Origin of the sequence: Sphingopyxis sp. RIFCSPHIGHO2_12_FULL_65_19, from assembly GCF_001830555.1 — a bacterium.
GTDB lineage: Bacteria > Pseudomonadota > Alphaproteobacteria > Sphingomonadales > Sphingomonadaceae > Sphingopyxis.
In genome coordinates this window covers 99924-125433 of sequence record NZ_MIAM01000006.1, presented here as the reverse complement: position 1 = coordinate 125433, position 25510 = coordinate 99924, and the positions used below count along the sequence as shown (strand labels likewise).

The window sequence follows — 25510 nt, the reverse complement described above, 5'->3', positions numbered from 1 at the left end:
GCGCCGGGCGAGCCGCACCAGCGGCCACCGGGGAGAGTGAGATGGAAAAGCCGAGACAGGGCTTTTGGGGCCTGTGGAATATCAGCTTCGGCTTTCTGGGAATCCAGATCGGCTTCGCGCTGCAAAATGCGAATATGAGCCGGATTTTCCAGACGCTCGGTGCCGAACTGGAAACGCTGCCCGCGCTCTGGATCGCCGCACCGCTGACCGGCCTGCTCGTCCAGCCCGTCATCGGCCATATGTCCGACCGCACCTGGCTCGGTCGGCTCGGCCGTCGGCGCCCCTATTTCCTCGCCGGTGCGATCCTCGCCGCGCTGGCGTTGGCCGTCATGCCCGAATCGCGCATATTATGGTTCTCGGTCGTCATGCTGTGGATCCTCGACGCGGCGATCAACATATCGATGGAGCCGTTCCGCGCCTTTGTCGGGGACATGCTGCGCCGTGACCAGCACAGCATCGGTTATGCGGTGCAGACCTTCTTCATCGGGGCCGGCGCGGTGGCGGGATCGGCCTTTCCCTGGCTGCTCGACCAGTTCGGCGTCGCCAACACCGCGCCGCCGGGCGAAATCCCCGATACGGTGCGCTACAGTTTCTGGGCCGGAGGCGCCGCATTTTTCGTCTCGGTCCTGTGGACGGTGCTGACCACACGCGAATATACGCCCGAAGAAATGGCCGGTTTTGCCGACGCAGAACCGGCGGACACCGCGACCAGCCTGACCGAACGCCTCGCCGCGCGCCGCTATGCCGGCAGCGTGGCATGGATCGCCGCGGGAATGGGCGTCGCCCTGGTTGTCGCCCGCTGGGCGCTCGAAAAGGAACTTTATCTGCTCGCCGCGCTGCTCGTCGCCTTTGGCGCCGCGAATGCCGCCGCCATCGCGCTCGCCCGCGCCGGGCGCGGCAACAATATGCTGGCGCATATCGTCGGCGATTTCGCCGGGATGCCGCCGGTGATGAAGAAACTCGCGCTGGTCCAATTCTTCAGCTGGTCGGCGCTGTTCATCATGTGGATCAACACCACGCCCGTCGTCGCGCAATATATGTTCGGAAGCAGCGATCCCGCGTCGTCCGCCTACCAGGCCGGGGGCAATTGGGTCGGGGTGCTGTTTGCCGCGTATAACGCCGTTGCGGCCATCGCCGCCCTCACCCTTCTTCCCTGGCTGTCGCGGCGCGTCGGGCAGGCGCGCACGCACATCATCTGCCTGCTGATCGGTGCGGCGGGGTTTGCCAGCTTCCTTGTCCTGCGTGACCCGCAGGCGCTGTTGCTTGCCGAGGTGGCGATCGGCATCGCCTGGGCCTCGATTCTCGCCATGCCTTATGCGATCCTCGCCTCGAACCTGCCGCAGGCAAAGCTTGGCATCTATATGGGGCTGTTCAACATCTTTGTGGTCGTCCCCCAATTGCTGGTCGCAACGGTGATGGGCCAGGTGATGAAGGCGCTGTTTCCCGGTGAACCCGTCTATACCATGGGCTTTGCCGCGGCCGCGTGGGTGATTGCCGCGATCGCCATGCTGCGCATCGTGCCGATGATCCCGCACGGCGCGGGCGGCGTCATGGCCCCGCGTTGAATTCTGCGACCAGGTCGAAACGGTCGCCGCGGAACAATTGCCGGACATGCGTGACGACGCGACCCGCGCGCCACGTCGTGCGGTCGAGTTCAAGGCAGGCGGCGCCCGTTCCGATCCCCAACAGCGCGGCTTCCCGGCGCGTCGGGGTCAGCGCGCGGATGACGTGCCGCGCCTGGGTCCAGGGGATGTGGCCCAGCAGCCAGGTGCCGGGCGCTTCCTTCGCAAAATCGGCCTCCGCCGCCGCGGGCACTTCGCCGAGCGCGATGACGCGGCGTTCGAGGGCAAAGGCCTCGCCCGCCGCCATATGCACGCCCTCGATCCGCAGCGCCGGACCGGGGCACAGCGCCTCGCCCGAATCCTCCGCCGCGATCGACGCCAGATCCCAGCGATAGGCCTCTCCGCGCGCGGCAATCAGTTCGGCGAGGTCGGGCACGGTCATCACCGCCGAATGAACCGGCGGATGCGCGACGAAGGTTCCGGCCTTGCGTCGCCGTTCGACCAGCCCCGATGCGGCCAGCTCGCCAAGCGCCTTACTCACCGTCGCGCGCGCGCACCCATATCGGGCCGCCAGTTCCTGCTCGGTCGGCACCCGGTCGCCGGGGCGCCATTCGCCCGACTGGATCGACGCGGCAATCTCGTCGCGGATGCGGCGCGCGGGGTTCACGCGAGCAGCCGCGCGATGCAGGCGCGATAGGCGCCGCCGATCGCGTCGGCCGCGACATGCCGCCCCTTGGCGACGCGCTGGACCCCCGCGCGCCACACGCTGTCGATCGCACCCGCGCGCGCCGCAAAAATCCAGCGGTCGAAAAGCGTCGCATCATCGGTCCCTGCAAAGGCAGGATGGTCGAGGTCGAGCGAGACGATGTCGGCGGCATGGCCCACCGCCAACCCGGCGGGCACGCCAAGCGCCTGCGCCCCGCCGGACAGCGCATATCCGAACATATTCGTTCCGACAAAAGGCACATCCTCGCGCGCCAGCAGCGCGCGCGCGCGCTGCGCCAGCCGCTGCGAATATTCGAGTGCGCGCAGTTCCTGCGCCGCGTCGACGAGGATGTTGCTGTCGGTGCCGACGCCGAAACGGCCGCCCGCGGCGAGATATTCGGCCGCAGGAAAGATGCCGTCGCCCAGATTGCTCTCGGTAATCGGGCACAATCCCGCGACCGCCCCGCTGGCGGCCAAACGCACCACTTCGCTTTCGTCGATGTGCGTCGAATGGATCAGGCACCAGCGTTCGTCGACTCCGGCATGGTCGAGCAGCCATTCGACGGGCCGTGCGCCGCTCCACGCGACGCAGTCGGCAACCTCCTTCACCTGTTCGGCGGCGTGGATATGCACGGGGCCGGTGGGCGACATGTCGAGCAGCGTCGCCAGTTCGCTCGGCGTCACCGCGCGCAGCGAGTGCGGCGCGATGCCGATATTGGCGTCGCCGACCAGCTTTGGCCGCGCCGCATCGAGCAGCGCGGCAAAGCCGTCCATATCGCAAAGGAAACGCCGCTGACCGGGGCTGGGTGGTGCGGCGCCGAAATTGCCATGCGCGTAAAAGACGGGGAGCAAGGTCAGGCCGATCCCGCTCACGGCGCTGGCCTCGACAATCGCCCCCGCCATGGCGCCCCGGTCGGCATAGGGCGCCCCGGCCGGGTCATGGTGCAGATAGTGAAACTCGCCGACGCGGGTGAACCCGGTCTCCAGCATCTCCGCATAGGCCTGCGCGGTGATCGCGGCGACATCCTCGGGCGTCAGCCGGTCGAGGAAGCGGTACATGATCTCCCGCCAGCTCCAGAAATTGTCGTCGGGTCGGCTGCGGCGCTCCGAAAGCCCGGCCATCCCGCGCTGAAAGCCGTGGCTGTGGACATTGCAAAGCCCGGGCAGCGCGACGCGGTGCCGCTCATCACCCTCCTCCGCTTCGACCCCGACCTCGACCGCGGCGATCATGCCGTCGGCGATCCGCAGGCGCACATCCCGTTTCCACTCGCTGCAAAGCCACGCCCGCTCGAACCACAGAGAAGCCATCATCCGTCCTCATATTATGTCTAGACATAATGGCGCATCGGGGCGAGACTGTCCAGATGGAGCAGATCTGGACAAACGCCCGACTCGCAACGATGGCCGATGGCAGCCTTGGGCTGATCGACAAGGGCGTCGTGGCGGCGAAGGATGGGCGGATCGTCTATGCGGGGCCCGCCGACGACGCCCCTGCGACGGCCGCGCGCATAACCGATTGCGAAGGCCGCTTGATCACCCCCGGCCTGATCGACTGCCACACGCATCTGGTCCATGGCGGCAACCGTGCCAATGAGTGGGCCATGCGGCTTGCAGGCGCGCGTTATGAAGACATCGCCCGCGCGGGCGGCGGGATCGTATCGACGATGCGCGCGACGCGCGAGGCGAGCGAAGCGGACCTGGTCGACGCCGCCCTTCCCCGCCTCGATGCGCTGATCGCCGAGGGCGTGACGACGATCGAGATCAAGTCGGGTTATGGGCTTTCGACCGCGGACGAGTTGAAGATGCTGCGCGCCGCGCGCGCGCTCGCCGGACGCCGCGCCGTTCGCGTCGAACCGACCTTCCTCGGCGCGCACGCGCTGCCGCCCGAATATCAGAACGACAGCGATGCCTATATCGACCTTGTCGTGGCCGATATGATCCCCGCCGCCGCGCCGCTTGCCACCGCGGTCGACGCTTTTTGCGAAGGCATTGGTTTTTCGCCGGCGCAATGCGAGCGCGTGATCGAAGCTGCCAAGGCGCACGGGCTGGCGGTCAAGCTGCATGCCGAACAATTATCGGCGCTGAGCGGCAGTGCGCTCGCGGCACGGCACGGCGCCTTGTCGGCCGACCATCTCGAACATGCGACCGAAGAGGACGTTCGCGCGATGGCCGAAGCGGGCACGGTCGCGGTGCTGCTCCCCGGCGCCTATTATTTCATGCGCGAAACCAAATTGCCGCCGGTCGACGCGATGCGCCGCCACGGCACGCGCATTGCGCTTGCGACCGACAATAATCCCGGCACCTCGCCGACGACTTCGCTGCTGCTCATGCTCAACATGGGCGCGACCTTGTTCGGGCTGACGGTGGTCGAGGCGCTGCGCGGCGTGACGGTCAACGCCGCCGCCGCGCTGGGCCTTGGCGAAGATGTCGGCACGCTTGAGCCCGGCAAGGTCTGCGACCTCGCGATCTGGGACGTCACCGACCCCGCCGAGCTGGTTTACCGCATCGGCTTCAACCCGCTTCACCAACGCATCAAGGACGGACAATGATCATCACCCCCGGCGCCATGACGCTCGCCGACTGGCGCGCCATTTATGAAGGCGCAAGCGCGGCGCTGGACGCCGGTGCATGGGATGCGATCGACGCGAGCGCCGCCGCGGTGGCGCGCATCGTTGCCAAGGGCGACCCGGTCTATGGCATCAACACCGGCTTTGGAAAGCTGGCGAGCGTGCGGATCGCGAGTGACGATTTGGCGACGCTCCAGCGCAACATCGTGCTCAGCCATGCGGCGGGCACCGGCGCACCCTCGCCCGTCCCCGTCGTCCGGCTGATGATGGCGCTGAAGCTTGCGAGCTTTGGCGTCGGTGCATCGGGGGTGCGGCGCGAAACGGTGGCGATGCTGGAGACGATGCTCGCAAAAGGCCTGACCCCCGTCGTCCCGTCGCAGGGATCGGTCGGCGCGAGCGGCGACCTGGCGCCGCTGTCGCATATGGCAGCGGCGATGATCGGGGTTGGTTTGATCGAGGTCGGCGATCAGACGCTGCCCGCCGCCGATGCGCTGGCGCAGGCCGGTCTCGTCCCACTCGAGCTTGGCCCCAAAGAGGGCCTTGCGCTGCTCAACGGCACCCAATTTTCGACCGCCAACGCGCTCGCGGGGCTTTTCCGCGCCGAAACCATCTTCCGCTCCGCGCTCGTGACCGGCGCGCTTTCAACCGAAGCGGCGAAAGGCTCCGATGCGCCGTTCGATGCGCGTATCCACGCGCTGCGCGGTCACAGGGGGCAGCGCGAGGTCGGCGACACGCTGCGCACCCTGATGGCGGGCTCCGCGATCCGCGCCTCGCACGCAGAGGGCGATCCGCGCGTGCAGGACCCCTATTGCCTCCGCTGCCAGCCGCAGGTGATGGGCGCCGCGCTCGACCTGCTGCGCCAGGCTGGAGAGACGCTGGGCATTGAAGCGAACGGCGTGTCGGACAATCCGCTGATCTTTGCGGATAGTGACGAGGCGCTGTCGGGCGGCAATTTCCACGCCGAACCCGTCGCTTTCGCCGCCGACATGATCGCCATGGCGCTGTGCGAGATGGGTTCGATCTCCGAACGCCGCATCGCGATGCTCGTCGACCCCGCGCTGTCCGGCCTCCCCGCTTTCCTCACCCCGCGCCCCGGCCTCAATTCGGGTTTCATGATCCCGCAGGTGACCGCCGCGGCGCTGGTCAGCGAGAACAAGCAGCGCGCCTATCCCGCCAGCGTCGATTCGATCCCGACGTCGGCCAACCAGGAGGATCATGTGTCGATGGCCGCGCATGGTGCGCGCCGCCTGCTCGACATGGCCGACAATGCCAGCGCGGTGATCGGCATCGAATGGCTTGCGGCGTGTCAGGGTATCGACTTCCATGCGCCGCTGAAATCGAGCGACGCGCTCCAGGCCGCACACACACACCTCCGCGCCGCGGTCCCGATGCTCGGCGACGACCGGCATTTCCATCCCGATATGGAGGCCGCGACCGCGCTGGTCCGGTCGGGCAGCCTCGTCGCTGCGGTGCCCGCCGCCCTGCCCGGCATCGCGTGATGGACTGGCTGCGCGTTCATCGCGGCGACGCGCCGCTCATCCTCGCCTTCCCGCACGGCGGCACCGACCTTGCGGGGCTCGACGACCAGTTCGTTTCGCCCTGGCGGGCGCAGCTGGATACCGACTGGTGGATTGCCGATCTTTACGCCTTTGCCGCCGACCTTGGCGCCACGCTGGTCGCCACCGATATCTCGCGCAGCGTGATCGACATGAACCGCGATCCGTCAGGCGTGTCGCTCTATCCCGGACAGGCGACCACCGAACTCTGCCCGACCACGACCTTCGACGGCGATCCGCTCTATCGCTTCGGCGGACCCGACGAGACCGAGATCATGCAGCGTCTCCACCTCTATCACCGGCCGTATCACGAGGCGCTGGCGGGCGAGATCGATCGACTGCGCGCGCGGCATGGCCGCATCACCCTTTATGACGCGCATTCGATCCGCAGCCATGTGCCCCGGCTGTTCGATGGCGAGCTGCCGCAATTCAACATCGGCAGCAACGATGGCGCGACCTGCGCACCCGAACTCGAAACCGTAATCGCCAACATCTGCGCAGCCAGCGGCCACAGCCATGTCGTCAACGGTCGCTTCAAGGGCGGCTGGACGACGCGCCATTATGGCCGTCCCGACGAAGGCATCCATGCGATCCAGATGGAGCTGGCGCAGCGCGGTTACATGACCGAATCCGCTGCACTGACCGAAGCCGCTCCCCTCGACCCGAACCCGGCGATCCTGCCCACCTTGCAGCAAGTGATCGCCGCGGCCCTCGACTTTGCGAAAGGACAGAAATGAACCGACCCCTCAGTCCGCGACTGGACAACAGCCGGGTGATCCGTCCGGCGACCGGCCCCGAGATCAGCGCGAAAAGCTGGCTGACCGAAGCGCCGATGCGGATGCTGATGAACAACCTCCACCCGGATGTCGCAGAGGCGCCGCACGAACTGGTGGTCTATGGCGGCATCGGCCGCGCCGCGCGCGACTGGGACAGCTATGACAAGATCGTCGAGACGCTGAAACGGCTGGAGGGCGACGAGACTTTGCTGATCCAGTCGGGCAAGCCGGTCGGGGTGTTCCGCACCCACGAAAATGCGCCGCGCGTGCTGCTCGCCAACTCGAACCTCGTCCCCGAATGGGCGAATTGGGAGCATTTCCACGAGCTCGATCGCAAAGGCCTGATGATGTACGGCCAGATGACCGCGGGCAGCTGGATCTATATCGGCAGCCAAGGCATCGTGCAGGGCACCTACGAAACCTTTGTCGAGATGGGGCGCCAGCATTATGGCGGCGACCTCAGGGGCCGCTGGCTGCTGACCGCGGGCCTGGGCGGCATGGGCGGCGCCCAGCCGCTCGCGGCGGTGATGGCAGGCGCCAGCTGCCTCGCGATCGAATGCCAGCCGAGCCGCATCGAAATGCGGCTGCGCACCGGCTATCTCGACAAGCAGGCGTCGAGCATCGACGAGGCGCTGGCGATGATCGAGGAGGCCCATGCCGCGGGCAAGCCCGTGTCGGTCGGCCTGCTCGGCAATGCCGCCGAACTGCTGCCCGAAATGGTTCGTCGCGGCATCCGCCCCGACCTGCTGACCGACCAGACATCGGCGCACGACCCGATCAACGGCTACCTTCCCGCGGGCTGGACGCTCGACGCGTGGTTCGCGAAGCGCGAGAGCGATCCCGCCGCGGTCGCCAAGGCCGCGAAAGCGTCGATGGCCGTCCATGTCCAGGCGATGCTCGACCTGCAAGCCACGGGCGTTCCCACCACCGATTATGGCAATAATATCCGCCAGGTGGCGAAGGACGAAGGCGTCGAAAATGCCTTCGACTTTCCCGGCTTCGTGCCCGCTTATGTCCGCCCGCTTTTCTGCCGCGGCATCGGCCCGTTCCGCTGGGTCGCGCTGTCGGGCGATCCCGAGGATATCTACAAGACCGACGCCAAGGTGAAGGAGCTGCTTCCCGACAACAAGCATCTCCACAACTGGCTCGACATGGCGCGCGATAAAATCCGGTTCCAGGGCCTGCCCGCGCGCATCTGCTGGGTCGGGCTTGGCGACCGCCACCGGCTTGGCCTCGCGTTCAACGAAATGGTGGCGTCGGGCGAGCTGAAAGCCCCGATCGTCATCGGCCGCGACCATCTCGATTCAGGCTCGGTCGCCTCGCCCAACCGCGAGACCGAAGCGATGCGCGACGGGTCGGATGCGGTTTCGGACTGGCCACTGCTTAACGCGCTGCTCAACACCGCGTCGGGCGCGACCTGGGTGTCGCTCCATCACGGCGGCGGCGTCGGCATGGGCTATTCGCAGCACAGCGGCATGGTGATCGTCGCCGACGGCACCCCCGAAGCGGCCCAGCGGCTCGAACGCGTGCTGTGGAACGACCCCGGCACCGGCGTCATGCGCCACGCCGACGCGGGCTATGACATCGCCATCGACTGCGCGCGCGACAAGGGTCTCGACCTGCCGAGCATCTGACATTTGTTTCAGTTGCACCGAAACAGCTTCGCATTCTAAGGCTCTCCCCAACGATCAGGGGAGAGCCAGACGCCGATGTCCGAAGCCCAGCCGCAAAGCCATCCCGAAATCCGCGACGCGGTGCGCCGCTTGTGCGCCGGTTTTCCGGGCGAATATTGGCAAGCACTCGACCGCGACCGTATTTATCCGACCGAATTTGTCCGCACCCTGACCGAAGCGGGTTTTCTGTCGGTCCTGATCCCCGAAGCCTATGGCGGTTCGGGCCTCGGCCTGGGCGCCGCGACCGCGGTGCTCGAGGAAATCCACCGTTCGGGCTGCAACGGCGGCGCTTGCCATGCGCAGATGTATACGATGGGCACGCTGCTGAAACATGGGTCAGAGGCGCAGAAACAGGCCTATCTGCCCGCGATCGCCCGCGGCGAGCTTCGGCTGCAGGCCTTTGGCGTCACCGAGCCGACCGCGGGCACCGACACGACGCGTATCCGCACCTTCGCGCGCAAGGTCGGCGACAAATATATCGTCAACGGGCAAAAGATCTGGATCAGCCGCGCCGAACATTCGGACCTGATGGTCCTGCTGTGCCGCACCACGCCGCGCGAGGAATGCGCGAAGCCATCGGACGGGATGAGCGTGCTGCTGGTCGACATGCGCGAGGCAGAGGGCAAGGGGCTGACGATCCGCCCGGTGCGCACAATGCTCAACCATGCGACAACCGAGCTGTTTTTCGACGATCTCGAAGTCCCTGCCGCAAATTTGATCGGGGAGGAGGGCAAGGGTTTTCGATACATCCTGTCGGGCATGAATGCCGAACGCATCCTGATCGCATCCGAATGCATCGGCGACGGTCGCTTCTTCATCGACCGCGCCACCGCTTACGCAAAGGACCGCGAAGTGTTCGGCCGCGCGATCGGCGAGAATCAGGGTATCCAGTTCCCGATCGCGCGCGCCTATGTCCAGATCGCCGCCGCCGCCGAAATGGTCGACAAGGCGGCGCGGCTGTTCGACGCCGGACAGGACGGCGGGACCGAGGCGAATATGGCAAAGATGCTCGCCTCGGAAGCGAGCTGGTATGCCGCCGACATGTGCGTCCAGACGCACGGGGGTTTCGGCTTTGCCGAGGAATATGACATCGAGCGCAAGTTCCGCGAAACGCGGCTCTACCAGGTCGCGCCGATCAGCACCAACCTCATCCTGAGCCATGTCGCGACCCACGCGCTCGGCCTGCCCAAGAGCTTCTGATCCGATGGACGATTATTCCGCCTGGGTCGGCCGCAGCGAAATGCGCGAGGATGTCGCGACCGCCGCGCCGCTCACCGGGCTGGCCGCGCTGCTCGACCATGATGTCTCGCCGTGGACGGCGGGCACCGTTCCCCCGCTCGGTCACTGGCTCTATTTCCTGCCGACCGCTCGCCAGTCGGTGATCGGCGCCGACGGGCACCCCGTGCGGGGCGACAAGGGCCTGTTACCGCCCGTCCCGCTGCCCCGCCGGATGTGGGCAGGCAGCCGGATCGAATTTCTCGCGCCGATCGCGGTCGGCGCCGCGATGATCCGCGTCACGACGATCGACGCGATCAAGCCCAAACGCGGAGCCAGTGGCGACCTGTTGTTCGTGACGCTGCGCCACGAGATTTCGGCCGATGGCGTTCCCGCGATCCGCGAAGACCAGGACATTGTGTTTCGCGAGGCCGCAGGCGCCGCGCCGACCGCTGCGGCCGCCCCGACCGCTCCCGCCGCTCCCGAACCCGCCGACTTCGTTCGCAGCGTCCTGCCCGACCCGGTCCTGCTGTTCCGCTATTCCGCGCTGACCTTCAACGCGCACCGTATCCACTACGACCGCGACTATGCCCGCGATGTAGAGGGTTATGCCGGACTCGTCGTCCACGGCCCGCTGATCGCGACGCTGTTGATGGACCATGGCCTGCGCGCCGGGCTGATCCCGCACAGCTTCGCCTTCCGCGCCGAGGCGCCGCTCATCGACGGCGCGCCCTTCGACCTCTGCCTGACGCGGGCCGACGACGGTGCGCGTCTGTGGGCACGCGATGCCGCGGGGCGCACGACGATGCGGGCGAACCTCGCCTGAAACAGCGAATTTGCGGCGGCTTGGACCCTGCGCAATTCCTCCCACTGATATCATCTGGGTAATTCTCCACCGCTGACATTGCCAATTCGCAAAGCGGGCGGCGCGGGCAGCGAGCATAGTGCAGTTGTTCGCGAGAATGCGGACATATGTGGGGAGGTCCGCACCATCGCGCCAAGCGGCGCGAGCGAATTCCCTTTTTGCCAATGTAAGGAGACGATCATGAAGAAAGTCATGCTTGCGGCGTCGGTTCTGGCGCTTGCCATTGCCGGGGCCCCCGCTTACGCGCAAACTCTGGGCGGTGGTACGAACACGAACGGCGCTGCCGGAAACAACAGCGACACGCTCGTCGTCAACGACCTGATCGACCTGTTCGTCCAGGACAACGCGGCCGACACCTTCTCGGACGACGATCAGGACAATGACGGCAATGGTTCGTTCAACGGCAACAATCTGGTTGTCGCGACGCAATCGCTGAGCGCCAACAACACCAACCAGAATCTCGACGAAGTCGTCGATATGGACGGTGAAGACGACAGCGACACGAACGTCGGCTATCAGAGCGGCAACAACTCGGTCCGCGGCAACGCGTTCGCGGCCTATGCCGGCATCCTGAATGCAGCCTGGAACACCGGCATCAACGCCAACACCCAGGCCGCAACCAACATCGCGGCACAAGGCACCGTCAACTTCGGCACCGGTGGCGGTGACGGCAACGGCGGCGGCGGCGACTAACCACGTCCCCCCGGATGGCCGGCGCGCCTGCCCCCCAGGGCGTCGGCCATCACCTTTTTTGATGTTTTCAGGAGTATTCCTGTCATGAAACCCGCAATGCTTCCGGCTCTGCTGATCCTGGCAAGCTTGTCCACCCCCGCCGTCGCGCAACTGGCCCCGCCGGACAGCGCGGTGTCTGTTCCCAGCCCCATGCTGTCCTATGCCATCCCCGTCGATGCCGCCGCCCCCTCCATTACGGTGCGTGCAGAGCGCAAATCGCCGATGCTGGCCGACAGCGAACTCGACACGCAGCGTGGCGGCCAGTCGCTGGTCATCACCAATCAGACGATGGAGTCCATCGTCAGCGGCAACGTGCTCAAGGGCGACTATACCGCCGGCGCGGTGACGCTCAGCGATTTCGCCCTGTCCAATTTTAACGGTGTCGGCAACCTGCTGATCAACACCGGCGCGCAGGTCAGTGCCCAGAGCGGCATGAACCTGACGATCAACCTCGGCGACTGAGCCGCCATGCGGGCTATGCGAGCCTTGATTGCGGGCGCCCTGTGCGCACTCGCCGCCGCGCCCGCGGCTGCCGAGGTCCGGCTGACCGGACCCGAAACCGGCGGCAGCTATCAGTTGAACGTGATGACCTGGTGGGACATTCCGTTTCGATCGGTCATCCGGCAGCGTTATGACTTCAGCTGCGGTTCGGCCGCGCTCGCGACGCTTCTCACCTATCATTATGATGCGCCGACGTCGGAATCGATGCCCTTTCGCGCCATGTGGGAAAAGGGCGATCGTGAAGAAATCCGCAAGGTCGGCTTCTCCATGCTCGACATGAAAACCTATCTCGCTTCGCGCGGCTACCGCGCGGAGGGGTTCCGGTTGACCACGGAGCAGCTGAAGCAGGTCAAACGTCCGACGGTCGTGCTGATGGATCTCAAAGGCTTCAAACATTTCGTGGTGATCAAGGGGGTGCGGGGCGACCGCGTCCTCACCGGCGATTCGGTGCTCGGGCTCAACGAATATTCGCTCGAGGATTTCGACAAGCATTGGAACGGCATCGCGCTGGCAATCGTGGGCGGCGGCCAGAAACGCCCGGCGTTCAACCTGGCCGGCGACTGGGGTCCCTGGTCGCAAGCGCCGCTCGAAAAGGACGGCTCGCTCCACGTCTCGGTCGGTGATCTGACGACCAACCTCCCCCCGCAATATCAGCTGACACCGCAGGTCCTGCTCGATGTCCGCGTAGGAACCGTACAATGAGAATGCCCCTGCCCAGACGCCTCCTCCTGGTCGCCATCGCGCCAGCCCTGCTCGCCGCCGGCGAGCCTGCGACCGTCGACCCGCTCGCCAGCGCGGCGGTGGTGTCCGACGAGGTGCTGGACGAGCAGCGCGGCGGCTTTGCCTTTCAGGGAATGGTGATCGCGTTCGGCGCCGACATCCGCAGCTTTGTGAACGACGAGCTCGCGCTGCGCACCATCGTCAGCTGGACGCCGCACGGATCGACGATCGAACGGTTCGTCTCGCCCGCGCTGACCGCCGTCGACGCCGCGCAGATCCAGGGCGGCATATTGACGAGCGGCGGCATCACCATGCGCGTCGGCGATGAATCGGTGTTCCTTGCCAACAACGGACAGACCGCGCTGATCCAGAGCACCGACTCGATCCAGAATGTGCTGATCAACACCGCAAGCAACGTCTCGCTGAACCAGCAGGTCGATGCGGTGCTGGACATCAGCGGATATGAAGGCTTCCGCGATGCGCTGGCGACGACCCGGATGAGCGACGCGATCGGCGCCGTGATGGGCGCGCAGACGGTCGGCGCGATCGGCAACTGAACGACCCCCCGCCCCCGTTGCGACGGGGACGGTCCATCTGGCCCCGCTTCGGCGGGGCTCTTTTTGTTATCGCGGGTCTATTTGCCGCCGAACGGCATACGCAGGGTGATCGACACGTCCGGCGCATCCTCGGTCACCCCGATCTCAAAGCCGAGGTTCAGCACATCGCGCTCGGTCAGGCGATAGGACATCCCGAAATTGAGCGACCCGACGTGCAGATAGTTGGATTTCTGGATCGTATCGCCGATCTCGGACCGGGTCGGGAAAATATAGTTGTGGCGATAGCCGAGCGAGAAGGAAAAGCGCGGGTTGAGCGCAAATCCGAACCCGATGTTGGCGCTGACCGCGTCGCCCGGATCGACACGCCCGATCATCACGTCGCCGACCAGTTTGTTCACGTCGCGCGGGATATGGTACAGATAAGCGACGCCGCCATAGATCACCGCGGGGTCCGACGGCATCAGGAAGTTGAGGCCGGGCTGCACCGCCCAGAAGCCCGATCCGGTCGCCAGCCCCGTCGCCACGCCGAACTCGTCATAACCGATGTCGAACGGTCCCTTGCCGGTGTCCGATTTGACGCGCAGCGAGCCGACGAAGATCGGCTTTTGCCCGACCGGCCGGTTGAACTGATAACGCAGCGACAGCTCGGCATCGCCGATCCCGTCCTCGCGCAGCTTGATCGACCGCACGATGCCTTCGTCGCGCTGCTGCACCACTTCGATGCGGTCGTTGCGATAAAGATAGGGGACGCGCACCTCGACCTCGAGCCGGTCCGAAAGGCCGTAGCGCAGCGAACCCGTGCCGACCAGCGTATCGCGGTCGGCATCGGTCGCCTCGATCAGCCCGATCTGGATGCCGGGGATCAGCTCGATCCCGCGGAAGACCAGCCGGTTGGTCGAAGACCGCGTATATTCAAACGATGGTTCAAAAAACAGCTGCCCGGCGCGCGTCAGCACGCCCTGCCCTTCCGGAACGGCGGCGATGCGCTGTTCGGGCGACTCGGTCGGCGGCGGCGCTTCGCCCACCGGGGCGTCGGGCAGCGCCACCGCATCGCTGCCGGGACCGGGAAGCGTCGGGCCGGGGAAGCTGCCCTGCCCCATGCCGGCGCCGCGGAGCTGGTCGAGCGGCCGGTCGGCGAGCGCATAGGATGTCAGCCGGTCGACCTGGACCTGCTGCGTCGCCAATTGTTGCTGCATCTGCGCGATTTGCTGTCGTTGTTCGGCGAGCATGACATTCTGCTGGTCGATCAGCGCGCGCTGTTCGGCGATGACGCGGCGCTGGGCCTCGATCTCGCTTTCGGCGCCCGCGGCAGGCTGGCCTTCGGGGATGCTGCCCTGTCCTGCCGCCACGGCCTTCCACGTCGTCGCCACGTCGAGAAAGGGCAGCGCCTCGCACAGGCATTCCAGCGCGACGCCTTGTTGTGCGTTCGCCGACGGCACGACGAAAATGACCGACAGGCCCGCGGCGGCGACGCCCATGTGACGCAGCGCGGGTGGGGATGCGAACATGGTCATAGCCCGGCTCCTTGCGCGCCCGCCACGTCGCGCTGGCGCATGACCGCAAGCGTATCGATCGCGGCGCCAATCTCTTCGCCCGCGATGGCGCGGAGTCCCTCGACGTCGATGAGGCGGCACCGTTGCGGGCCTTCGAGTTCGATCAGGCCCTGACGGACAAATCCCGAAATCGTGCGGCTGACGGTATGGATCGTCAGTCCCAGATGGTCGGCGATGTCGCTGCGCGTCATCGGCAGCGGGATGCTGCCCAGCGCCGACGATCGCTTGGCCGCGATTAGCAGGAATGCGGCGACCCGTTCATTGGCATTGCGGCGGCCGAGCAGAAAGATGCACTGGTTCGCACTGTCGAGCGCGCGTTCGAGCGCGCGGCTCTGCCCCGATGTTTCGGGGTCGTCGTTGGAGACCGGGCGGCGAGCCAGGATGGTGTTGGTCACCGCCTCCGCCGCCGCATCGCGATTGCCATATCCGACGCCGAAAACATCGCCCTGATAATAGAATCCCGTCAGCTGGCGATGCCCGTCGAGATGGAAGTGACAGGTGCGGACGGTGCCCGACACGACCTCGAACCAGCAATCGCCGGGGTCGCCCTGAGAGAATATGATCTCTCCTTTGCGAAACTTTAGGATGGTGTCCTGGGGAATGCCCCCGCGGTGAAATTTTGCCAGACCTTGCACGCCACTTCTCCAACTGAATTGGTATTGCGGCGACCCCATTTGTGAGTCTCATGTGCCTTTGGGCATCGTGAATCCATCCGAAGAAAGACGTAGGAATTCGCGTGGCCTATTAACATAGCAAAAATACTAGGTATTATTCCTTAGGATCCACCTGCGATATTATATTTGATTTCAGGTCTGTAGCTGAATTGACATCAACAGTGTCGCTAAATTTGCGGGCAAGCCGAGTTAATTGCTAAACAGGTCGCAAAGGGATATTATGCAAATAGAGCAGGTGGGGTAGCGGCATTGCCGCGCGTTAAAGCTGCTCGTCGGTCGCCAATTGTCCACGCCTTGGGTGTCAGGGGATTGCGCCGTGCATCGAAACGCCTTGAATATTGAACCGCATCTAACTTTTCGCGAACACCAAATCCTGGAGCTGGTGGCCGTCGGGTGGTCGGCCAAGCAGATCGCGCTCGAAATCAATATCGCGCCGCGAACAGTGGAACGGCATATCGAAAATGTCCGTCTGAAACTGAACGCGCGAAACCGTGCGCACCTGATAACCCAGGCGATGCACCTCGGCCTGCTCGTGATCGACGCGCCGGTGCAGGACGAACCGACCCTTTTTGAATTCAAATGACGGGCGGCGCGTCCGTCATATGGGCGACCCGCGCCCGGCGATCGGATGCCAAGTTCAGAAAGCGGCGGCCGCCATCCTCGAACAGCGCGAACGCGCGGCGGGCGGCGTCGATCGCTTCGCCCTGCCGCGCGGCCGTGTCGAGCGCCCGGTCGAGCAGCGCGAGCAGCGACTGCCACGAACCGGCACCGCCGCCGCCCAGAAATCGCGCGGGGAAATGAGGCGGCACCGCCCGTTTCAACATCGCCCCGCCAAGGCGCGAGCCTTCCAGGACATAGAGCGCGCCCAACATTTCGGCGCGCGTCGCGATATCCAGCCCGCCGATCGGTGCGGGAACGGGAAGGCCCAGGTCGGACAGATCCCGCACCAGCAGCGAACCGCGCATCCGCGCCGGCCAATCGTCCAGCAGCGTCGCGATACCGGCTCGATCAAGCGCCCGTTCGGCGGGCAGATGCGCCGCCGCCTGGGCCCGCAGAAAATCGCCATAAGACCCGCGATCGCCCAGCACCGCCGCCGAATAGATGGCATCGACGCGCCGGTGACAATCGGCGGTTGCGGCGCGAAGCACGGCGCGCGACGGATTCCTTGCCATCACCCCTGCGCCGCGATCCGACGCGCCTCGGCAAGCTGGGCCGACACGCTGGCCGCGCTCGCCGGTTTGCGAACGACGGGCACCGACCGCAGGTGCCGGGGGATCATCACGCTGTCACCATAGCCGGTCGCAAAGGCGAAGGGCACGCCCATCGCGACAAGCTGATCGGCAACTTCCTCCGACGTCGTATCACCCAGGTTGAAATCGAGGATCGCCGTATCGGGCCGGAACGACTGCAAGGTCGAAACCGCGTGCGGCGCGTCGGGCGAAAGGCGGACCTCCTTTGCGCCCAGACGGCGAAGAATATCCTCGGTGTCGAGCGCGATCAGCGACTGATCCTCGACGAGCAGCACCGACATGCCCGCGAGCGAATGATCGTCGACCTTGTCTCGCGGCGCTTCGGCTTCGGGCTCGCGCTCATCGTCGTCGATCGCGACATGTTTTGCCGGAATGACAAGATGCGCGACCATCCCGCTCGGCGGATAGGATATGTCGGCGCGGCCGCCCAGATCATAGACCATCATGGTCTGGATCAGCTTCGACCCGAACCCCTCGCGCGTCGGCGCCGAAACAATGGGCCCATCGGTCTCGACCCAGCTTACCCGGCAACCCTCGGTTTCGCTGCACGACCAGCGGATTTCCAGCCGTCCCTCGGGCACCGACAGCGCGCCATATTTGGCGGCATTGGTCATCATTTCATGGACAACCAGCGCCATGACGCCAAAGGCGCGATCGTCGAGCCGCACCTGGTCGCCGCCCGCGACGACCCGGTCCAGGTCGGGACCGTGGCGATGAAAGCCCGCCTCCGCCTCGACCAATGTCGCCAGATCTCCGCCGACCGCTGCGCTGAGCGACTGGTCATGGGCAAAGGCCAGCGCCCGCAGACGCCCTTCCAGCGACGCCGCATAGCCGGCGACGGTTTCGGCATGGGCGCCGGTCTGGACGGCGATCGACTTGATCAGCGTGATGATGTTTTTCACGCGATGATTCAGCTCGTCGTTCAGCACGCGCCTGCGATGTTCGGTCCGCCCGCGTTCCTCGGCCGTGACCTCATTCTGCTTCAGGAACAGGTCACGCAAATAGCTGCGCACCGTGTCGCACCCCGACAGGTCGGTTTCGGTCCACGGCTTGCTCTGGCCCCGCACATCCTCACGCCATGTGTCGAAACTGCCCCGCGGCGTCAGCCGGTTGCCATTGGGGGTCGACAGGATGATTTTGGCAGGCTCGCCGGCCCACTCGATCCGATGGGCTTCCTCGCTGCGGAAAATCAGCAGATAATCGCGCGGGGTCAGCGTCAGCGGAATGGCGAGCGCGCCCGCGACCGCCCCACCGAAACCGTCAAGCCCGGTCACCCCGTGCAAGTCCTGCGTATGCCACAGGCCGAGTTTCGAGGACATGGTACGCGGAAGGCCCTCGCCCTCCCCCGCCAGAAAGCGGACGAGCGCCAGCGCCTCGTCCTGCGAGGGCGCGAGCCCGGCGGAGGCCCATCGTTCCTCCGCCCAGATGCCGACGCCATCGCAGTCGAAAAGGGCCATGAAATCGTCAAGGTGGTCGCGAAGTCCGGGCAAAAGTGCCTCATCGACCGGAAGCCCGGACAGGATCTTGTCGATCCGTTTCCGCGCCAGCCCCGCGGCGACGACATGCGCGCGCCGCTCCGCAACCGCGACTTGCAGCGAGAAATAGTGGCCGAAGAGTTCGGCCCCGATGCGCAGCGCAACGGGAACGATATGCGGGCTGTCATGATGGCACGAAATGAGTCCCCACAGCTTGCCGTCGACGAGGATCGAAATCGACATCGACGCGTGGACGCCCATGTTCTGAAGATATTCGCAATGGATCGGCGAGACCGCGCGAAGCTGTGCAAAGGACATGTCGACGGGCGGATCGCCGGGGACAAGCGGGGGCTGTAACGGCACCGGCGTATAACCGGAATCGCCGATCATCCGGATGGCATTCAGTTCGTAGAGGCGCCGCGCCTGATAGGGGATGTCCGACGCCGGGAAATGCTGGCCCATGAAACTCTGGTGATCGGATCGCTTGGCCTCTGCGATAACGCGCCCGGCGCCGTTGTGGAGAAACTGGTACACCATCACCCGGTCGTATCCCAGCATCGTCCTGACGAGCCGCGCGCCGGCCCGCGCCAGGCCTGCAACTTCGGTTTCGACACCGAGGCGGCGGACCAGCGCGTGCGTCAGTCCCAGCGCCTTTTTCGCGCTTCGCCCGCCATCGAGCGAAGGCTCGATCTCGATCAGCACACGATCCTGATGACGATGCGCGATCACATCGACCGGCGCGCTCGAATGGCCGAGCCGCAGACCGAGTTCGATGCCCGCAATCTCGCCACCGCCGGATTTGGCGCAGGCGTTGCGAATATCGTGGACCGCCTGCTCGCCGACGATATCGGCCAGAGGCGTGCCGCGCTCGATCACGCCGCGATATCCGGTCAGTTCACCCGCATTTTCGGATGCATAGAGCAACTCGAACCTGTCGGGATCGACGACGAGCATCGCGCCGTGCGGCTGGATACTGCCCGGGATCTGGATCGGTTCGCGATCGCAGTTGGTCAGGTCGACCTGGGCCGAACGGGTTTTCGTCATGTCAACGGTCATCCGCCCACCGTTTCGCAGAAACCAGGGACAAGGTGACGGCCAGAAGAGGGCCGAAGGATTGCTGCGAAGCCCGAGGGCGCCGCAGATCTGAGCAAAAATGCAAGGACGTCACCTATTTCGTTCGAGGACCGGCAAAAAAGCGCCGCCGGAAACATGGCTGCGAGGCGACCCGGCGCGGCATCGCTGGCAAGTTATGTGCGTCAGTAACATAGCGCCGGGCGGATGTCGGTCCACTTGTGGACAGACAGGCAAGTCTCACTCATATTAGGCGGAGAATCCATGACAACACCCTCCGAAGATGATCTCCGCCGCAACGGCCTGCTCGCGACGCTGAGCGACGCTGATCGAGCGCGCCTCGCGCCGCATATGATCGTCGTCGATCTCGACGCGCCCGACATGCTCCAACATGCGGGCGACGAGGTTATTCACACATGGTTTCCGTGCAACTCTGCCATGGCGGCTTTCTGCATCGCCATCGACGATGAAAATTCGGTCGAGGTGGCCCTGGTCGGCAGCGAGGGGGCGATCGGCGGGATTGTGTCGAACGGCCATGTCCCGGCCTTTGCAACGGCGCAGGTGCGTTTCAGCGGCCGCTTTCTGCGGATCAAGACGTCGGCGCTCGAACATGCGAAACTCGACTCGATCACGCTGCGCCACTGGTTCGCGCGCTATTCCGACTGCCTTCTGGCGCAGGTGTTCCAGACCGCCGCCTGCAATGCGACCCACACCATATCGCAGCGAGCGGCCAAATGGCTTCTCGCGGCGGCGGCGCGGACCCAGAAGTCCGAGATCGAGCTGACCCACGAGCAGCTCGCCGAAATGCTGGGCGTCGGCCGCACCTTCGTCACCCGGGTCATCAGCCGTCTGCGCGCCGAAGAGTTGATCGCAACGCGCCGCGGACTGTTCATCATCAAGGACGAAGACGCGCTGAGGGAAAGATCGTGTAGCTGCACGACGAGCATCGAGAGTCACTTCGATGCGGTGCTCCACGGGATCTACCCCGTCGAATAGAGCCCCAAACCCGAAGAATTTACGGGGGCGACACAGACGTTCTTGTCGACAAGCGCCGCAGAAGAGCCTGCCCGGCGCGATCAATCACCATTTTGGTATCTGTTGATGACTGTCGTTCGGCCGAATCAATGCTATCGCCAGGGGCGGGAAAGCGATAGCGGTTCAAGGACACAAGGACGTCTTTGACGACTGCAATAAAACGACAGGTAAAATAAATATAGGGACAGTCGATTCAAACGGGGGGATGAATCATGCGTTACCGTCTACTTTTTCTGGCACCGCTGCTGTTTGCCGCGGCCTGCACCAAGCTGGAAGTCCGGCCATATAGCGCGAGCGATCCGAAAAGCGGTGCGGGCTACGCCTATATGCTCGACTATACGCAATATGAGGTCGAACTGAAGCGCAGCTTGTTGAAGTGCGACGCCGGCGAAATGCCAAAGATCAAGGCTGAGGCCACGATCGGCACCACGCTCGTGCCCGACGGCGAGCATGTCTATGTCATCGACCCCAACGCGCTTATTTCAGCTTTCAAGACATCCGACATCAGCGTCGAATATAAGGACGGGCGAATGACGGCGTTCAACGCCTCGACCGTCGACAAATCGGGCGAGGTGGTGAAATCGATTGCGGTGACCGCCGGCAAGCTCGCGGGGCTCGCGGCGGGTTTCCCGATCCCCGTGGCCGCCGGTGCAAACGAAACCCAATATTGCAGCGCCGAAGCAGTCGATAATTTGAAACTGATCGAGACGAACAAGCCGTTGATCGAAGCGGCGACGAGCCAGATCGACGACGCGCGCGGCCAGTTGACGACGCTGACCGCGCAATTCAGCGCCAAGCCGACCGAAAAGCTGCGCAAGGCCATCAAGGCGAAGACCGACGCGATCGAAAAGGCACAAAAGGCGCTTGATGCACTGACCAAGGCGTCGACGAAGGCGCAGGATTGGCTGACCGACAAGCAGACGTTCCGCTGGCCCGAACAGAGCACGCGCTTTCACGAGGGGCCGATCAAACCGATCCGGCCGGCAACGATCGCGAAATGGTTCGACGGTGCGCAGGTTCGCGCCGGGCTGCTCGAAGCCGCCCCCGTCGCGCTCAAAAACGGCAAGGAGTTGCGGAACGATGGGCCGAACGGGAACATCAAGCTGCTCGGCATGGAACCGGCGGCTTTCTATGCGGGGTTCCCGATGCTCACCAATGGCGCGGACATCTCCGGCTGTCCTGCTGCGGGCGGGCCGTTGTGCGAACAATATGAGGCGATGACCGCCCGGCGGATCAAGCCGAAATATGACAGCGCCTTCGCGCTGCCGGTGTCGCTCCATCTGGTGGCGATCGGCAGCTATGGCGGCGAAACCAAGGATCGTCCGAAGGGTATCGCCACCGACGGGCTGCGCTATCGCGTCCCGGCCGCCGGTGCGATCTATGTCTGCGAGGGCGATGAGCCCTGCCACCTCAACGGCAGCGATGCCGAGCCGATCGCGCGCGTGACCAGTGCGATCGCCCAGCTCGGACATGTGTTCAACCTGCCCTTCTCCAGCCCGGCCTTCGCGTCGGGCGGCGTCTACGCGAACTTCGACGATCAGGGGCGCCTGACGAAAGCCGGGCTCCGCCGCGACAATGCCGCGGCGCTCGACATGGCAGGCGCCGGCGGCGCGATCGCCGACCAGATGCTTGCCTATGCAAAAGCAAAGCAGGAAGAGCCGATCGCGGACCTGAACTTCGCCACGCGGCTCGCCAAGGCGCAGAAGGACCTCGCCGACGCCGAAAAGGCGCTGGAAAAATCGCCAACCGAACAGCTGACCGACGAACTGGCCCTGCTCGATGCGCAAAAGAAGGTTGCCGACGCCCGCAAGGCATTGGGGCCCAACCGCGTCGAGGACCTGACCAATGCGATCCAGATCGCGAAGCTTGAGGTCGATCTTGCCGAACAGCAAAAACGCCTCGAGGATGATCCGAACGCCGATCAGGAAGAGATCAGGGAACAATATGCGGCGCAGACCGCGGTGCTCAACGCGCGCAAGGCACAGCTCGAGGCCGAAGCCGCGGTTCTCGCCGCCGAACGCGCGCTCGCCGCGGCGCAGGCCGCACCCTAACCGGGGTAACGCGCGACGAAGTCGATGATTTCGGGAAGGGGGATTCGGACCTCGGCTCCACCTTCCCGGTTCCTGATCGCCAGAAACGCGTCGGACGGCATGACCGAACAGGCGGCAAGCCGTTCGATCCGCGACAGGGCGCCCGCGTTCGGATTCATCCGCCAGCCGCGCCAGATCGGTGGTCGCGCCCCGGTCGGATCGCGCGACAATGCGAGTTTTCTGAGCGCCCCCAACTGCACCTGAACGCCGCAGATAAGGGGCGCGTCATGGCGGTTGAGCAGTTCGCCGCGCACCACATGGCGAACCACCGTCCCGTCGGGCTGCGCTTTTCCATATTCGACGAAATCGTGGGAAATCGACAAAGCCTTGGCGATGTTGAGCCGGCCGCCGGACCAGACCCGTGCGTGCAGCCGTTCATCGACATCGGCACTGACGATCAGGCGATCCTTGATTGCGGCGGGCGCCAATCCTTCGGCAGACAGTTTCGCCGCCACCATCGACACGATCGGCGCCGCATAGGAGGTGCCGCTGCGCAGCACGTCCGTCACGGCACCGCTCGCCGGATCGAAGCTGTAGGTCGGTATCCGGCATCCGGGCGCCAACAGGTCAACATGCGCCTCGCCTTCGCGGCTGAAGGCCAGCAGGCGGCCTTCGGGATCGTGCGCCCCGACGCTGATGACCGTGGCAGGCGCGGCGCCGAGCGGATTGCCGCCCAGCGCGCCGGGCCAATAGGGGCTGCCGGGGACAAATTCCTGCGGCGGCCCCGACACATTGCCGGCGGCGGTCACGAGCAGCGCCTGATCACCGAGCGCCTTCAGCGTAAACTCAAAATCGTCGCGCTGCGACGTGGCGGACAGGCTGGTGTTGATCACCGGGATCTTGCTGCCAACAGCATGGCGATAGGCGCGCATGATGGCACCGACGTCGAGAAAGGGGCCGCCCGCGGACGATTGCGCGACGCTCGCGAAGACGACTTTGGGCAGATGCGCGGCGTGGTCGGTCCGGTCGAGGAAGCGGCCGCCCAGCAAGGTGGCGGCGACCTCGCCGCCATGCGATGCGTGCGGCAACCCGGCAAGCGGGGTCGGGTCATCGACGCGGCTGGCGGTGTTCACGCCGATTTCCCTGTAAAGGCTCCGCGGATCAATGCCACGCATCCGGCCGTGAAAAGCCGCGGGTATCGCAGGGCCCGTCATGCCGGGGAAATATCCGGTATCGACGATGAGGACGTTTTGCGGCGGAAGCACGGCGTGGTCGCTGCCCGCCCTGTTGATCGCCAGCGCCTCGCGAAAGGCCGCTTGCGGGATCGGCCAGTCGGGATTGCCGTCGGCGCCGGGGCAATCGGCGGGGCTCACCTCCAGATTGGAGATCAACTGCGCGACTTCGGCGGCCGCCGTGACGATCGTGGCGCCATCGCTCGCCGCTACCGCCTGCAACGCGTCTGTGCCCGAACGCGCGTCGAAGCCGCTACGCAGGGGAACCGTCGCGCGCTGCGGTGCGGACGGAAACCGGATTTCGGCGCCCTTCTGCATCTTCGTGAATTGGACGTCGGGATTGTCGAACGCAAAGCGGCGGGCATATTCGGTCGCGGTAAAGCCGCGATTGGCGGCCAGGAACAGGTCGAGGTTGCCCGCTAGGTCGGCAGAGGCCAGCGACGACAATTCGCGCGCTTCGATCGCCTTGCCACCCTCCGCCGTGTCCTGGAGTGCCTTGGCGTCGAGCGGGAGCCTCGCCGCGGCGAACATCGCGCTGACCGACGGGCTGGCGAGCGCCACCGGGCGCGCTTCAAAGCTCAGGCAATAAGGAAAGGTCAGCGTCGTCCCGGGCAGCGGTTCGTCGCGTTGCTTTGCCGTCAGCTTGCCCAGCGTGTCCCTATTCTCTTCGAGGAAGATGGCGAGATAGCCCGTGTCGACAATGCCGCACCGCGCTTCGATAATTTGGCGTATGGTGTCGTCACGGCCCAGCGTGATCCGCTCCGGCTGACCGATCTCGGCAATTTTCGCGACCAGGCGCGGCGTCGGCGGGCCGTCGATGCGCATGTCGAGCGCCGTCGGCGACACGCTCGCCTGGGCCAGGGCGGGCGGGGCCGCGCAGGCGCTAAGGATGGCAAGTATAGATCGGGTCGAGACCACAAATATCCGCCTTGATGGTTGCGCCGGTTGCAGGATCGACCCGGCGGCTCTGCCAGTCGCGAATATATTGCGCGACATCGGGGTCGGCGAGTGCCGCAAAATTGGAGCGATCGCCGCCGGCCATCGCCGACGCGATGCCGACGATACGCCGCGAAATCGCACCCGACACGCGGTAAGCGCCGCCGCCGCTGTCGCCCGAACAGACCGCCGCGCCGCCGCCGGTCACGAAATAGGGCATTTCGGCGGTCGCGGCATCGCGGACGATGCCCGCGCCCCCATAAAGGATGCCGCCTGCGCCGCCCAGCTTTGTGCAGCCATAGCCCAGCAGCATCAGCTGTTCGCCGCGCACCGATCCGTCGGCGACGTCGATGCGCTCATAGGGGGCGCCGGCCAGCAGCTTGATGTCCGTGGAAGCAAAGCACAGGGCGATGTCATAATAAGCGCCGGTCGAATAATTTTCGTGCGCATTGCATTCGACCTTCACCGCCGATCCGGCAATCTGGCCCTTTGCGCCGCTGCGGATGCAATGCCCCGCGGTCAACAGGACGCGCGGGCCGATGGCGGTGGCGGTGCAGCGTTCGGCCGAGGCCGATGTGAACACCAAGGTCGCCGGCCACTGGTCAGGATCGAGTTTCGAGCCGCCGATAATTTCGGGCGACGCGTCATTTGGAGCCGTGGGTCGCTCGAACAGGAGGTCGGCCGCCTCTGCCGAGGCGGAGCACGCCGTCAAATAGACGAAAAATGCGAGTCCGCGCATCACCCCCTCCGCGCCTGATGAACCCGCTTATTCAGTTAATGCCGATGAATTGCAAACAGCTATTGCGACCGATTTGAAACAACTTC

General features: G+C 65.2%; 22 protein-coding genes. 14 read left to right on the top strand and 8 right to left on the bottom strand.

Annotation, left to right across the window (positions count from 1 at the left end):
• The first annotated feature begins 41 nt into the window (after nt 1-41).
• Nucleotides 42-1565 carry an MFS transporter gene (locus A3E77_RS01490; RefSeq protein WP_293643134.1) on the top strand — a complete coding sequence of 508 codons (1524 nt, stop codon included), beginning with the start codon at nt 42-44 and terminating at the stop codon, nt 1563-1565.
• Here A3E77_RS01490 and A3E77_RS01485 read toward each other — a convergent pair.
• Nucleotides 1549-2229 (bottom strand): UTRA domain-containing protein, encoded by a 681-nt coding sequence (locus A3E77_RS01485; RefSeq protein WP_293643133.1) that lies wholly within the window; start codon nt 2227-2229, stop codon nt 1549-1551. The two genes, A3E77_RS01490 and A3E77_RS01485, sit on opposite strands and share 17 nt — an antisense overlap.
• Entirely contained in the window at nt 2226-3575 is a 1350-nt protein-coding gene (locus A3E77_RS01480) for a formimidoylglutamate deiminase (protein ID WP_293643132.1), read from the bottom strand. The genes A3E77_RS01485 and A3E77_RS01480 overlap by 4 nt, the downstream gene beginning before the upstream one ends.
• A gap of 56 nt (nt 3576-3631) precedes the next feature.
• Between A3E77_RS01480 and hutI the strand changes: the two genes are divergently transcribed.
• The 10 genes from hutI (at nt 3632) to A3E77_RS01430 (ending at nt 13429) form a co-directional block, all read left to right on the top strand.
• On the top strand, nt 3632-4816 hold the full coding sequence (gene hutI / locus A3E77_RS01475) for an imidazolonepropionase (RefSeq protein WP_458574397.1): 1185 nt from the start codon (nt 3632-3634) through the stop codon (nt 4814-4816).
• Nucleotides 4813-6333 carry a histidine ammonia-lyase gene (gene hutH, locus A3E77_RS01470; RefSeq protein ID WP_293643130.1) on the top strand — a complete coding sequence of 507 codons (1521 nt, stop codon included), beginning with the start codon at nt 4813-4815 and terminating at the stop codon, nt 6331-6333. The genes hutI and hutH overlap by 4 nt, the downstream gene beginning before the upstream one ends.
• Entirely contained in the window at nt 6333-7127 is a 795-nt protein-coding gene (hutG, locus tag A3E77_RS01465) for an N-formylglutamate deformylase (RefSeq protein ID WP_293643129.1), read from the top strand. Before hutH ends, hutG begins: the two co-directional genes overlap by 1 nt.
• The gene (hutU, locus tag A3E77_RS01460; RefSeq protein ID WP_293643128.1) at nt 7124-8800 is read left to right on the top strand and encodes a urocanate hydratase; all 1677 of its coding nucleotides are present in this window, start codon (nt 7124-7126) and stop codon (nt 8798-8800) included. The genes hutG and hutU overlap by 4 nt, the downstream gene beginning before the upstream one ends.
• Before the next feature lie 75 nt (nt 8801-8875).
• Entirely contained in the window at nt 8876-10039 is a 1164-nt protein-coding gene (locus A3E77_RS01455; RefSeq protein WP_293643127.1) for an acyl-CoA dehydrogenase family protein, read from the top strand.
• Nucleotides 10040-10043: 4 nt separating this feature from the next.
• Nucleotides 10044-10880 carry an HTD2 family dehydratase gene (locus A3E77_RS01450; RefSeq protein ID WP_293643126.1) on the top strand — a complete coding sequence of 279 codons (837 nt, stop codon included), beginning with the start codon at nt 10044-10046 and terminating at the stop codon, nt 10878-10880.
• A 219-nt stretch (nt 10881-11099) separates the two neighbouring features.
• Nucleotides 11100-11612: a hypothetical protein gene (locus A3E77_RS01445; protein ID WP_293643125.1), complete on the top strand. Its 513-nt coding sequence runs from the start codon at nt 11100-11102 to the stop codon at nt 11610-11612.
• An 84-nt stretch (nt 11613-11696) separates the two neighbouring features.
• Nucleotides 11697-12113: a hypothetical protein gene (locus A3E77_RS01440; RefSeq protein WP_293643124.1), complete on the top strand. Its 417-nt coding sequence runs from the start codon at nt 11697-11699 to the stop codon at nt 12111-12113.
• Nucleotides 12114-12119: 6 nt separating this feature from the next.
• Nucleotides 12120-12854 carry a C39 family peptidase gene (locus A3E77_RS01435; protein ID WP_293643123.1) on the top strand — a complete coding sequence of 245 codons (735 nt, stop codon included), beginning with the start codon at nt 12120-12122 and terminating at the stop codon, nt 12852-12854.
• Nucleotides 12851-13429 carry a hypothetical protein gene (locus A3E77_RS01430; RefSeq protein WP_293643122.1) on the top strand — a complete coding sequence of 193 codons (579 nt, stop codon included), beginning with the start codon at nt 12851-12853 and terminating at the stop codon, nt 13427-13429. Before A3E77_RS01435 ends, A3E77_RS01430 begins: the two co-directional genes overlap by 4 nt.
• A gap of 77 nt (nt 13430-13506) precedes the next feature.
• On the opposite strand, the gene A3E77_RS01425 is transcribed toward A3E77_RS01430, so the two are convergent.
• The gene (locus tag A3E77_RS01425; protein WP_293643121.1) at nt 13507-14943 is read right to left on the bottom strand and encodes a hypothetical protein; all 1437 of its coding nucleotides are present in this window, start codon (nt 14941-14943) and stop codon (nt 13507-13509) included.
• Nucleotides 14940-15617, bottom strand: coding sequence for a helix-turn-helix domain-containing protein (locus tag A3E77_RS01420; protein WP_293643120.1), 678 nt, complete (start codon nt 15615-15617; stop codon nt 14940-14942). The genes A3E77_RS01425 and A3E77_RS01420 overlap by 4 nt, the downstream gene beginning before the upstream one ends.
• Nucleotides 15618-15954: 337 nt before the next feature.
• Between A3E77_RS01420 and A3E77_RS01415 the strand changes: the two genes are divergently transcribed.
• Nucleotides 15955-16239, top strand: a complete 285-nt coding sequence (locus tag A3E77_RS01415; protein WP_366652605.1) for a response regulator transcription factor — start codon at nt 15955-15957, stop codon at nt 16237-16239.
• Here the strand turns inward: A3E77_RS01415 and A3E77_RS01410 are convergent.
• Together A3E77_RS01410 and A3E77_RS01405 are read right to left on the bottom strand one after the other, a co-directional pair.
• Nucleotides 16232-16828: a biliverdin-producing heme oxygenase gene (locus A3E77_RS01410; RefSeq protein WP_293643118.1), complete on the bottom strand. Its 597-nt coding sequence runs from the start codon at nt 16826-16828 to the stop codon at nt 16232-16234. The genes A3E77_RS01415 and A3E77_RS01410 overlap by 8 nt on opposite strands.
• Nucleotides 16828-19425, bottom strand: coding sequence for an HWE histidine kinase domain-containing protein (locus tag A3E77_RS01405; protein WP_293643117.1), 2598 nt, complete (start codon nt 19423-19425; stop codon nt 16828-16830). Before A3E77_RS01405 ends, A3E77_RS01410 begins: the two co-directional genes overlap by 1 nt.
• A gap of 291 nt (nt 19426-19716) precedes the next feature.
• Between A3E77_RS01405 and A3E77_RS01400 the strand changes: the two genes are divergently transcribed.
• Both A3E77_RS01400 and A3E77_RS01395 read left to right on the top strand, forming a co-directional pair.
• Entirely contained in the window at nt 19717-20448 is a 732-nt protein-coding gene (locus A3E77_RS01400; RefSeq protein WP_293643116.1) for a Crp/Fnr family transcriptional regulator, read from the top strand.
• A 251-nt stretch (nt 20449-20699) separates the two neighbouring features.
• Entirely contained in the window at nt 20700-22538 is a 1839-nt protein-coding gene (locus A3E77_RS01395; RefSeq protein WP_293643115.1) for a hypothetical protein, read from the top strand.
• Here the strand turns inward: A3E77_RS01395 and A3E77_RS01390 are convergent.
• On the bottom strand, nt 22535-24667 hold the full coding sequence (locus A3E77_RS01390) for a S8/S53 family peptidase (RefSeq protein WP_293643114.1): 2133 nt from the start codon (nt 24665-24667) through the stop codon (nt 22535-22537). The two genes, A3E77_RS01395 and A3E77_RS01390, sit on opposite strands and share 4 nt — an antisense overlap.
• Entirely contained in the window at nt 24633-25424 is a 792-nt protein-coding gene (locus A3E77_RS01385) for a trypsin-like serine protease (protein ID WP_293643113.1), read from the bottom strand. The genes A3E77_RS01390 and A3E77_RS01385 overlap by 35 nt, the downstream gene beginning before the upstream one ends.
• Nucleotides 25425-25510: the final 86 nt, after the last annotated feature.